Annotated in this window: 9 protein-coding genes and 1 pseudogene; 2 read left to right on the top strand and 8 right to left on the bottom strand. The window is 70.5% G+C overall.

Annotation, left to right across the window (positions count from 1 at the left end; translation table 11 throughout):
* From DW306_RS18205 to DW306_RS18190, 4 genes and pseudogenes are all read right to left on the bottom strand, one after another.
* Nucleotides 1-1,031, bottom strand: a pseudogene (locus DW306_RS18205) (hypothetical protein); the annotation flags it as partial.
* Between the two features lie 204 nt (nt 1,032-1,235).
* Entirely contained in the window at nt 1,236-2,795 is a 1,560-nt protein-coding gene (locus tag DW306_RS18200; protein WP_136056997.1) for a S8/S53 family peptidase, read from the bottom strand.
* Between the two features lie 57 nt (nt 2,796-2,852).
* Nucleotides 2,853-3,308 carry a hypothetical protein gene (locus tag DW306_RS18195; RefSeq protein ID WP_136056996.1) on the bottom strand — a complete coding sequence of 152 codons (456 nt, stop codon included), beginning with the start codon at nt 3,306-3,308 and terminating at the stop codon, nt 2,853-2,855.
* Nucleotides 3,305-3,928 (bottom strand): sigma-70 family RNA polymerase sigma factor, encoded by a 624-nt coding sequence (locus DW306_RS18190; RefSeq protein WP_240747264.1) that lies wholly within the window; start codon nt 3,926-3,928, stop codon nt 3,305-3,307. The genes DW306_RS18195 and DW306_RS18190 overlap by 4 nt, the downstream gene beginning before the upstream one ends.
* A 90-nt stretch (nt 3,929-4,018) precedes the next feature.
* Between DW306_RS18190 and DW306_RS18185 the strand changes: the two genes are divergently transcribed.
* Nucleotides 4,019-4,237, top strand: a complete 219-nt coding sequence (locus tag DW306_RS18185) for a hypothetical protein (RefSeq protein ID WP_136056995.1) — start codon at nt 4,019-4,021, stop codon at nt 4,235-4,237.
* 103 nt (nt 4,238-4,340) lie between these two features.
* Here DW306_RS18185 and DW306_RS18180 read toward each other — a convergent pair whose 3' ends face one another.
* Nucleotides 4,341-5,639 carry an MFS transporter gene (locus DW306_RS18180; protein WP_136056994.1) on the bottom strand — a complete coding sequence of 433 codons (1,299 nt, stop codon included), beginning with the start codon at nt 5,637-5,639 and terminating at the stop codon, nt 4,341-4,343.
* A 74-nt stretch (nt 5,640-5,713) separates the two neighbouring features.
* Here DW306_RS18180 and DW306_RS18175 point away from each other — a divergent pair, with 74 nt between their 5' ends.
* Nucleotides 5,714-6,304 (top strand): helix-turn-helix domain-containing protein, encoded by a 591-nt coding sequence (locus DW306_RS18175; RefSeq protein ID WP_136056993.1) that lies wholly within the window; start codon nt 5,714-5,716, stop codon nt 6,302-6,304.
* Here the strand turns inward: DW306_RS18175 and DW306_RS18170 are convergent.
* The 3 genes from DW306_RS18170 to DW306_RS18160 form a co-directional block, all read right to left on the bottom strand.
* A complete protein-coding gene (locus tag DW306_RS18170) occupies nt 6,301-7,635 on the bottom strand; it encodes a low temperature requirement protein A (protein WP_240747263.1) in 1,335 nt (444 codons plus the stop codon). The two genes, DW306_RS18175 and DW306_RS18170, sit on opposite strands and share 4 nt — an antisense overlap.
* A gap of 52 nt (nt 7,636-7,687) precedes the next feature.
* Nucleotides 7,688-8,773: an aromatic acid exporter family protein gene (locus DW306_RS18165; protein ID WP_136056992.1), complete on the bottom strand. Its 1,086-nt coding sequence runs from the start codon at nt 8,771-8,773 to the stop codon at nt 7,688-7,690.
* An 81-nt stretch (nt 8,774-8,854) separates the two neighbouring features.
* Complete coding sequence (locus tag DW306_RS18160) at nt 8,855-11,467, bottom strand: PKD domain-containing protein (RefSeq protein WP_168429376.1); 2,613 nt, start codon at nt 11,465-11,467, stop codon at nt 8,855-8,857.
* Nucleotides 11,468-11,549 lie beyond the last annotated feature (82 nt).

Here is an 11,549-nt window from a genome sequence, read left to right as displayed (position 1 = left end):
GGTGTGGGGGCCGCGGCGTCGAGCCGCGGCATCCGTCCGCTCCCGTCTCTTCGCGCGCTCAGCCGGAGGCCCGCCGCCTCGGTGCGGAAGCCGCTGCGGTCGAGGGCCTTCGCGGTGGAGGCGAACTCCGTGGAGGCGATGGGGCGCTGCGGTCGAGCGCGCTGCTGCGCCTCCAGCCGCACCGCGTCGGCACGGGCCGCCCAGGCGGCGTTGTCGAGCGCGTGGAAGCGCCGAGCCGCCGTGCGCGCAGCACGCTCGGCGGCGAGTGGATCGTGGCGCAGCAGAGAGCGCGCGAGATGGAACTCCGCCTCCCCGCGGGCCTGCCGCATGCGCTGCGCACCGAACTCGCGTGCGACCTGGCCGAGCAACGCTTCGGCTTCGGTGGTCAGCCCGGCGTCACGCAACACCTCGGCGCGGTCCTGATCGCTGATCGCGGCGGCCAGGTCGCTGGTGGCGGCCAGAGTCGGCCGCGAGCGGGTCATCAGGGTGAGGGCGGTGACGAGGTCGCCGCCGAGCAGCGCCGCATAGCCGAGGTTGTGCCGCGCCTCGGCGAGCGGCTCCTCATCCCCCGTCGCCTCATAGACGGCGACCGCGCGGCGCAGGTCGGCGGTGCAGGCGTCGAGCTCGTGCCGCTGCATCCGCACGACCGAACGGTTCATCAGGCAGTTCGCGAGCTCGATCGACTCCACGCCGATCTCCGTGAACGTGTCGATCGCCCGCGTGAGCATGGTCTCGGCCTCGTCCAACCGCCCGGCGTGCGTGAGCAGCGTGCCGAGCTGCCCGCTGAGCACCGTGATCGTCTCGGCGCCGAGCCCCGACCGTCCGAGCGCCGCGCGGCACAGCTGCTCCGCCGCGGCCGGCTGACCGGTCTGGGCGAGCACGTATGCCACGGTGCCGTCGATGCGCGCCCGCAGATCGGGATCGTCGGTGCGAGCGGATGCCGCGTCGAGCGCGCGCCGCGCCTGCGTGAACCGCCGCGCGTTCGCCGCTTCGACGCCGCGCCGGTGCAGCTCGCTCGCGGACAGGGGCATCCGTCCAGGATGCCGTGCGCCGGGGTCGCGCGGAAGAGTGCGGTTCCGGCACCCGTCCGTCATCGGGTCGACGCGGCGACACAATCCAGGTCGAGATCACAACTGCAGGTCGATTCGGGCCGTTTCGACCTGCATCTGACTTCTCGACCGACAAACGGCCCACCGGATGCTGGCGGCGAGGCCTTCCGGAACGGACGCGGTGCGTCAGCCCCGGTCCACCGGGGCGGGCAAGGTCTTCAGCACGGCCGCGACGGCCTTCGCCGCAGCATCCGCCTTCACCCCTTCAAGAGGAACCGTGCCGAGCTGCGCGGCGATGCGTCCGGCGACGTAGGGGGCGGCGAAGGACGTGCCGCTCCAGACCGCGAAGCCTCCGCGGTAGTCGTCGGGGTCGAGAGTCTCACGGCGCAGGCCGTCGACATCGGCCCTGGTCGTGGCCTGCTCTCCGCCGACGAACGCGGGCGACGTGCTGACGACGGCGGCACCCGGCGCATAGGTCTGCACCCAGGGACCGACGTTCGAGAACAGGGCGACCGACTGCGCCGACGGATTGAGCGCTCCGACCGAGACGAGGGGAGCGCCCTTGTCCGCCGGGATGCCGTTGTCGGCGCCCGGCCACGGCCACAGCGACGCGGGGAAGGACGGACGGTCGATCGCGTCGTTGCCGGCCGAGCACACGACGACGCAGCCGAGCTCCCGCGCCGCGGCGAGCAGCCCGAAGAGGGTCAGGCTGAAGAGTCCGTCGGTGGGGGTCTCGTGGTAGTAGCCGAGCGAGAGGTTCAGCACGTCGATCGGGAACCCGGTCTTCGGATTCTCCCGGTGACGACGCAGCAGCTCCACGACCTGGGTGACCGCCTCCAGCAGGGAGCTCTCATCGATGATGCCGAGCGCGCCCGCGACGCGCACCGAGAGGATGTCGGCATCCGGCGCCGCCTGCCGCACGATGCCCGCGATGAACGTGCCGTGCCCCGAAACCGCGTCGATCTCGCCGTCGAGCTGGCCGTAGAGGTCGGGGTAGCGTTCCGGATCGGCGTCGTCGGTCAACCCGACCGGTACGCCGTCGAGCTCCACGTGGCGGGTGACGATGTCGGCGGGCAGCCAGGAGTGCTCCCCGCATCCGCTGTCGAGCACTGCGACGACAGGACGTCTGCCGCGCTTCGGGGCCGGTCCGCGCTGCGGTGCCGGACCCAGCCAGCTGACCGGCTGCCGTGCGCCCCGGCCGGGCTCCAGGTAGTCGTCGCTGCCGCCTGCTCCGGCCCCGCGGATCGGATTCGTCCGCGTGAACGGGTTGGTGCGGGTGAACGGGTTCGTGCGGGTGAACGGATTGAGGCCGACGGGGTCGATCGACAGCACGTGCTCCAGGCTGGTGCGCGGCATCGTCGAATGCGACATGCGGCGGGCGCGCTGCAGCACCCGCCAGGCGTCGGGGGCGACCGGCGACTCGCCGCGGGCGGGCTCGTCGGGCGTCGTCAGGTAGGCGCGCAGGAACCCCGGAACCCCGGGGAGGATCGACCGTGCCGCACGTGCGTCCGGCTCGACGACGAGCTGCCACCCGAACGTGTCGGCGGCATCGCGCAGAGTGCGCACCTCCTGGTCGTACTCCTCCTGGTCGCCCTCGCTCCGGGTGATCAGCAGGCGCTGCGGCAGGTAGGCGGTGGGGAAGGCGCGGATGCCGTCGACCGGCTCCAGGCTCGGATCGAGGGCCGTGCCGCGACGGATCGAACCCTCCGCGCGGTCCTGCCAGGTCCATCCCTTGGGCTGCTCCATGGATCATCCTCTCCCTGCGGGTCGCCCCGCGGCATCATCGACGGGCAGCGCCCGTGATCACAACTCGAACTGCGGCGTCGCGAGAGTGCGCGTCTCGTCGCCGTCGCCGGCGGTCAGGCGCACGCGGGTGAGACCGGGCGGGACCTCGTCGAACACGAACCGGCCGGTCTCCGCCGGAGACTTCGAGATCGAGCGCTCGCCCTGCGTCAGCACGATCTCCGCCGTCGCGGTGTCGACCCAGCCGTCGACCCGGCGGCGTCCGGAACCCGTCGTCGTGACGTGGAGGAGGATGCTGGTGGTGCCGTCGCTGAACTGCAGAGTGAGGGCGTCGGCGTCTCCGCGCACCGCGCCGAGGGGGCCTTCCACGAGCGTCAGCAGGGCGTACTCGTGGGAGAGGTCGTCGGAGGCGACCGCGGCGACCATGCGATCGATCAGTCCCGCGGGCACCGGATCGACCGCGCGCCACAGCGAGCGGAGCCGGGCGAACACCTCGGCGTCGTCGTGCTCGGTCATGACAGTCCCTCCGTCCGCGGCGTCGGCGCGTCCAGCAGGGCGCGCAGTTTGGCGAGGCACCGGTTCCGGGTGGGGCCGATGCTGCCGACCGGCATCCCGAGGTCCGCGGCGAGGCGCGCGTAGTCAGGACGATCCTCGAACGCGATGACGCGGAGCAGTCGCTGGCAGCGTTCGGCGAGACGCTGAACCGCCAGCCACAGCCGGCGGTTCTCGTCGCCGATGGCCGCATGCTCCTCGGCGGACACCTGCTCGGGGAGCAGGGCGTCGAGGTCGTCGGCATCCGTCGTGTCGATGCGGCCGTGCGCCTTGCCGATCTTCCAGGCCTCGCGACGTGCGGTGGTCGTGAGCCAGGCCGACACCGCCCGCGGATCCGCGATCGACGACTGCCCCCGCACCAGCTGCAGCCAGGTCGTCTGCAGCACGTCTTCGGCCAGGGTGCGCTCGAGCCCGTACGCGCGCACGACGTGCCACAGCACGGGCGTCATCAGACGTACGAGCTCGTCCATCGCGCGACCGTCACCCTCGCGCCATGCGTCGAAGAGGTCTGCGGCTCGCTGCCAGCGCGCCGGGCCCCCGCCCGAAGCAGGATCGAGAGCGGCGCCGGGTGCACCGTCGATCATGAAGCCCATTGTGATCACACCTACCAGGAGCACGGCAAGAGCATCCTGATACATGTTCGAGTCCAAGAATCCGGCGGCTACCGTGGAGGGGTGATCCCCCTCGCCATCGTGCTCTTCCTCAACGCCGCCTTCAATGCGATCGTCTGGCCGCAGTTCTACAAGCGGGTCGCCAAGGATCCGCGGGCGAGGGACGAGAACGGCAGGGCGACGGCGTTCCTCCGGGTGCACGTGGTGCTGATCTCGATCGCCCTCGTGCTGGCGCTCGTCTCGGTGATCCTCGGCATCGCCGCGCTCGCCGGCGCGCTCTAGTCACGCGAGGAATTCGCAGAACAGCACGGAATTCGCAGGCACCCGGAGGATTCCTGCGACGTTCGCGTCGTTCTGCGAAGTCCCGAACCCCGGATGCCGTGGGTCAGGCCGATTCGTACTGCTTCGCGTGCTCCGCCCAGCGCGACTCGACGGGCAGCGCGCGGAGCGCCCGGTTGCCGAGGGCCAGGGCGACGGCGATCACGCAGAGTCCGGCGCACACGAGCAGCGTCCACTCGCGGCCGATCCACGTGAGGCCGAAGCCGGCGATGAGCGGCGCGAGCGGCAGGGCGCCCATGCCGAGCACTCCCGCGGCGCTGTTCGCACGGCCGAGCAGCTGGGTGGGCGTCGCGACCATGAAGTAGCCCATCATCCCGGCATTGAGGGCGGGGATCATCAGCACCGCGACGCCGAGCACGGCGACGATGGCCCAGGGCTCGGTCACCATCGAGACGACGATGGCGCCGATCGCGGCGATCGACAGTCCGATGATCGCCAGGCGGCCCGACGCGATTCGGGGCACGAGCAGCGGTGCGAACAGAGCGCCGACGAGCATCACCGCCCCGACCCCCGCGGTCATCGCGCCGATCAGCACCTCGGGGTACCCGTCCTGCTGCAGCGCGTAGATCACGGTCGTGATGGCCGCGTTGAAGCCGAGGTTGATCGTCGTGATGATCAGCAGCACGCCGCCGAGGTCGGGGCGCGACATCAGCCAGGCGAAGCCTTCGCGCAGTTCGGCCCAGGCATCGGGCTTCCCGGCCGAGGCGGTCGCCGAATCGTCGGCATCCGCTCCGACGTCGACGATCCCGGCGCGGCGGGCTTCGCGTCCCAGCATCCAGGCCGTCACGGCGGCGACCAGGTGGCAGACGGTCATCGCGACGCCGACGAGCCAGCCGCCGACCCCGAGCAGGAGTCCGCCGATGGGTCCGCCGGCCAGCTGCAGCGCGGCATCCCTTCCCTGGTTCGCGGCCTGCGCCCGGCCCATCGCCTCATCCGGGACGATCTCCTTGATCGCGCTCTCGCCGGCGACGTCGAAGAGCCCGCTGCGGGCGGCGAGCAGCACGTCGATCACGAGCAGCGACCCGAACGTGAGCGCGTCGGCGAGAGCGAGCAGGGTGAAGGCGCCGGCGAGCAGGATGCCGAGGAGCGAGCCGAGCAGCATGAGCACGATGCGCCGGTGGCGATCGGCGAGGATGCCGCCGACGAGGGTCGTGAGCAGACGCGCGACCATGCCCGCGCCGCCGATGATGCCGGCCTGTGCGGGGTCGTTCGTGACGATGAGGGCGAGCAGGGGGATCGCGAAGGCGAAGAGCGATGCGGCGAGGCCCTTGCTCGTGTCGCTCACCAGCCAGGTGAGGTAGCGGCGATTGCGCCAGAGACGGTGCGGGGCGGTCGCGGTGCTCATGGCTTGAGCGTATATGCGCAAGAACAGTTGCGCAAGTCTCATTGCGCAACTATCGGTGCAGGTAGGATCGGGGGATGGAGGAGCAGAAGCCGCGTCGCTCGAGCGAAGACACCGTATGGATGACCTCGGCGATGCTGAAGGCCTACTCCCACCCGCTGCGCCGCCAGATCCTCAGGCTGATCGCGCGCCGCGGATTCCTGCGCGCCGCCGACGTCGCCGCCGAGCTGGGCGTGCCGGCGAACAGCGTCAGCTTCCACCTGCGCACCCTCGCGGATGCCGGCCTCATCGAAGAGGCGCCGGAGAAGGCGCGCGATCGACGCGACCGGGTCTGGACCGGGCGCAAGGGCGCGCTCAACCTCGGCGGTCCCGAGAACCCCGTGCCGGACGAGACGCTCGGCGCAGCCGTCGTCGGCGCGCTTGCGGAGGACCATCACGACCTCGTGCGTCGCGTGCTCGCCTGGACGCCCGAGTACGTCACCGGCCGTACGACCGAGGTGCACGCGGCTTTCACGCAGCGCACCATCCGGCTGACGGAGAGCGAGTTCGACGCGGCCATGACCGCGCTCAACGAGGTTCTCGAAGCAGCCGAGAAGGCGCACGACGAGGCCGACCCGGACGGCCGGTACTGGCAGCTCGACCTCGTCGCGGCCGACGACACGATCTAGCTGCGCGCGAATCTCGCAGACCCCCGCGCGAGGGCGCGCACCGTGTGCCGGAAACCCACACGCTCGTGCCCGATGACCTCGACGACGAACGACAGGGCGACCAGCGAGACGATGATCGTGAGGGCGGTCACCGAGTCGGCCGCCTCGACCTCTCCGCCCCCGTCGACCGAGAGAGCGAACACCACCGCGGCGATCATGGGCGTGAGGCTCGCGGCCAGGAGCGGGACGTGCGAGAAGTCGTACGACCGCACGAGCAGACTCCAGGTGGCGAAGATCGACAGGAGCACGACAGACACGGGGATCGCCAGGGACAGGGCGATGAGCGTGAGCGACAGATGTCCTTCGCCGACGCCCTCCGCCGCGACGCGAAGACCCGCGCCGATTGCCGCGATGGCCCCGAACATCGGGAGGTGCGCATAGCGCCAGGCGAAGACCCTCGCAGGCTCGAGCTCGAGCACCGTGGTGGAGGGGACGAGGAAGTACGCCCACCAGATGCTCGCGGCGAGCAGCAGCCCGAATGCCGCGATGATGACTGCGGAGGCGCTCCATCCGTGCTCCTCGACGAGGGCTCCGACGGCCGTCGTCGTCGCCCACACGACCTCGCCGATGACGATGATCGTGAGCAGGCTGAATCGCTCGCCGAGGTGTCCCGGATTCCACGGTGCGCGTCCGAGACGGCGTTCGATGATGACAGGAGCCGTCATCTCCGCGAAGGCGAGAAGCACCAGGAGGACGATGGTGACCGGCGTCGGGATCGGCACGACGACGGTCAGGACCCACCCGAGCTGCGCGACGGCGATCGTCAGGGCGTAGGCCCGTGCGGTGGAGCGCCGGGCGGCGTCACCACGCGCCGCTCGCAGCCAGAGCGCGATGAGCGGCACCCGCATCACCAGGTATCCGGCGACGAGCAGGGCGTTGTTCGGGCTCTCGCCGTGCTGCGCCGTCTCGAAGGCCACCGGGAGGCCGAAGGTCAGCAGCACGGCGCCGACCATCTGCACGATCGTCGCGACGCGGAAAAGCGCGTCGTCGTTGCCGTAGGCGGATGCGAACCAGGTGAAGTTCATCCACGCCCAGCTGATCGCGAAGATCACGAAGAGGAACGCGCCGAAGGCGGGGCCCGGGTCGCCCTGTGCGAGCTGGTGGGCGAGCTCCTCGGCCGCGCGCCCGAAGGCGATGACGTACACCAGGTCGTAGAGGAGTTCGAGCGGAGTCGAGCGTCGACTGCGGTCGTGAGGATCGTTGCCCGACATCGGTCGCAGACGGTGGTGGAGTTCGTCGCGCAGGCGCGTGCGGACGCTGTCGGGGAGTTCCGCAGGATCGGATGCGCTCACGCACACAGAGTAGCGACGCGGAGTGCCGCAGGGCAGGGGGAGTTCGCGCCGCCTAGTCCCCGCTCAAAATGAGGATGCGACGAAGGTGCATGGACGTGAGCACCCCGGGGCCCATCGATCGGCCCACATCGAGCGTGCGGTCGTCGACGAGCTCGAGCAGCCGACGGACGGCGCCCGCGGCCTCGCTCCGCTGCCGGTGGCCCTCGCTCGACGACGGATCCTCCTGCGCGATCACGTCGGCGACCGCGTGGCAGGCCTCCGACAGCGGCTCCGGCAGGGCGGGGTCGAGGGGCAGCGCGGCCGGGCGCTCCCAGATCGTGTCGGCCGTGGCATCCGAGATATCGCGGATGAGGTGGGCGACGCGATCGAGCGTGGCGAGCTGCTCGTGGATGTGCTGCGTCTCCCCGCGGCGTCCTCGCGCCCGCAGGTTCCCGCGCCGGCTCTCGTCGGCCTCGGCGAGCGCGGCCCGCAGAGCCGCCGACGTGTCGGCGAGGGATGCCGCGTCGTCAGCCCACTGCTCATGCTCGGGTGGCCACGACTCCGACACCGCGGAGCCGATGTCGTGCAGGTGCGCACCCAGCTGGGCGCGGAAGGCCTCGACACGCGCTTCTGCAGCCACGGTGAGCGGAGCGGGGGCGATGAGCACGTTCACCAGCAGCCCGATCACGACTCCCACCGCCATCTGCGTGAGGTAGCCGAGGGAGTAGTCCTCGGCATCCTGCCCTCCGACGACGAGCACGAACAGCGCCGCGATCGGCACGTACTCGCGGCCGGCGCCGAACCAGCCCGTGCCTGAGAGGAGGACTCCGACGCCGATCACGAGCGGAACCGTCCACCAGGTCGGCCCGACCGTGATCACGACCAGGGTCGCGAGGCCGATCCCCGTGACGAGGCCGATCAGGGTCTGCAGGCCCGATCTCACCGAGCCCATCAGGGTCGGGTACATGCTCGCGAGTGCGCCGAGCGGTGCGTAGTACGGGTAGTCGTCGGTCACGCCCGGCATGTGCGGGGCGATCGTCCAGGCGAGGCCGACGGCGAGAGTCGTCTTGGCGACGAGCAGCAGTCGGGCCGGGTGCACGGCTTCGCGGAGGGCGAGGGAGATACTCGCACGACGCGTGCGAGTGGTAGAGGTCTTCACGTGCAGCGACGGTACCGGTCGCCGCGCGCCGCGGCCAACGGGTTGTCTTCGGAGACGTCGGCGGGTATCGGTGCCGAGACGTCAGGGCGTGACGACGGTCAGATCGTCCCAGGTGAAGGTGGTGGTCGGCAGAGTCGAGGCCGCCGAAACGGTGTTGGTCAGCCCGATCGTGCCCGGTGTCTGCATCCCGGCGGTTGTATCGGTCGCCGTGACCTGCCACGTCACCGGCTCGGTGTCGGTCGACTTCCAGACCTTTGCGGCGAGCGTGGTCGGGTCGGTGCCGGTGACCGAGAAGCTCACGGTGAGCACCGTGCCCGGCGTGTAGGTCGCTCCGGGCATCAGGTACGAGCCGAGAGCCACCTCATCACGCAGCAGATACAGCCGCACGGCACCACCGGTTTCGAAGCGCAGGCGTGCCGAGTAGGTGGACGCGCCGACCTGGCGTCCGATGACGGTCGCGGTCGCCGCTCCGCCGGTCGCGACCTGGTCGGCGGCGACGGAGACGCGAATCACGGTGTCGGTCATCGACAGGCCGAGTCGGGCGGTCCGCGTGGCTGATGGCGTCAGCGCCACTGTTCCCCTGCCGTTCGCGACGGAGAACGCGGCGGATCCACCGGTGAGCATCCATGCGCCGCCGACATCCGATGCCCCCCACGCCCCGGCCGCGACCGTGCGGGTGAAGGTGTCGGACACGAGAGGTCCGCCCGCCGATGCCTTCGCGACGGTCACCTGCCTGGTCACTGAGGTCGTGCCCGCCCGGTTGTCCGTCACGGTGAGCGTGATCGAGTAGGTCCCGGCGACGGCGTAGGTATGCGACGCCTTCGCGCCCGTGGCCGTGCTGCTGTCTCCGAAAGTCCACGCGTACGACGCGATCGTGCCGTCGGGATCCGTCGAGGCCGCACCGTCGACCGTCACCGAGAGGCCGCTCGGCGTCGGCGTGAAGGCCGCGGTCGGAGCCTGGTTCGGCGGGGTTCCGTTGGGGTCTGTCGTGACGGCAGTCCAGTCGCTCTGCGTGCTGTTGCCGAAGGCGTCGATCACCTTGACGCGGTAGTTGTAGACGGCGCCCGGCACGGCCGTCGCGTCGCGGTACGACATCGCGGGTCGGGTCCAGAAGTTCGAGAGCTGGTCGGTCTCGTAGAGGGGCGTGGTCATTCCCTTGTCCTGCCGGAACACCTGGTAGTGCAGGCTCTGGTTGTCGCGATCGTGGTTCGCGCTCCAGGAGAGGAGATTGCCGTCTTTGGACGGGGTCGTGGTGAGCGTCCACGCGCCGCCCTGCACCTGCGGACCCTGCTTGTTCGGGGCGACGTTCTTCTTCGCCAGCCGGACGATGCCCTGCTGCGGTGTGCCGTTCACCTTGAGGAACTCCCCGCCGATCAGCAGGTAGTCGCCGGCGGCGGTGATCTGCCACGGACCCTGCGACTGGCCCGTGTAGGTGCCGGGTGTCCAATCCGGGAACCAATGCAGCAGCGAAGGTCCCGGGTTGCCTTCGAAGTTGCGATACCCGCCCGGCACAGTGTTCTTCGCGGTGATCGGTCCGGTCGGCGACTTGGAGAAGGCGATCGAGTTCTTGTACGTGGATCTGGCATCGGGGAAGCCCCCGTTCCTGCTGCAGTCGTGCGGGTGGCCGACCACGTACACAGCGTCGCCTGCGGGCGCGATGTCATAGCTGTCGCCGTGGCAGTCCTCCAACCACTGCAGACTCCCGTCGCTCCAGTTCGCGCGGAACGCGCCTTCGAAACCGCCCTCGGGCATCGGCCCATGGGCGGTGCCGGTGCCGTAGACGCTCTCGCCGTCAGAGGTCAAGGAGTACATGGTCGCGTACATGCCGTCGTAGCTGTCGGCATTGCGCAGGATGCTGTTCATCGCCCACGGCATGATCGCCCCGGTGCTGGCGTTGAGGGCGGTGATCCCCCGCCCGGGATTGGTCGAGCCGTTGACCGACGTGAAGGAGCCGGAGATCACGATCTTGCTGGAGTCCGGTGAGACGACGACGGCCTTCGCGCCGTATCCGCCTTTGACAGCGGCCGTGAAGGAGGTCACGGCGGCGGTGGACGGTGACACTGCGGCGATCTTCGGGCGCTGCGCGCCGTTGATGGTGGTGAACTCGCCGGCGAGGTAGATCGCCGATCCGCTCACGGCGATCGCTTCGACCTTGCCGTTCGCCTCTGGCGCCCACGACGTGACCAGCGCGCCGGTGGCCGTATCGAAGGCCGCGACGCGATAGCGCCAGGCGCCGGCGGCCTGCGAGAACATGCCGGCCACGTAGATGCGGGAGCCGTCGGCCGACTTCTTGATGTCGAGGACGGTGCCGTTGGTGCCCGGGTTCCAGGAACTGATCAGGGCGCCTGTCGTCAGGTCGTACGCGAGCAGGTTCGCCCGCGGCGTCTCGTTCGAACCGACGGGCGAACCTGCGGCGCGGGCCTTGGCGAAGCTTCCGCCGACGTAGACCGTGTTCCCGACCACTTCCTGCGCGTACACCACACCGTCGATCTGCACGGTGGGCAGCGCGTCGGAGGCGTAGGTCTCCGGAGTGCCGGCCGCCGGCGCGGTGTCGGCGGAGGCGAGAGGTGCGGCGAGCCCGCCGAAGGCCAGCGCCGCAACGGTGGCGACGGCTCCCCAGAGCGTCGCCCTCCGCCGCTTGCGCATTCCGCGATCGTCGGCCGCTCCCCAGCGGCGGTCCCCAGTGACGTGCATGTCGTTCTCCCCAGAATCAGCACAGCGCGCCTCGACGCACGGTATCCCCATCGCGGCCGACCACCCCCGTGGGCGGGCACGC

This window comes from Microbacterium sp. K24, assembly GCF_004794465.1.
Taxonomy (GTDB): Bacteria; Actinomycetota; Actinomycetes; order Actinomycetales; family Microbacteriaceae; genus Microbacterium.
The sequence above is the reverse complement of the archived record's forward strand: the minus strand, read 5'-3'. Positions and strand labels throughout refer to the sequence as shown.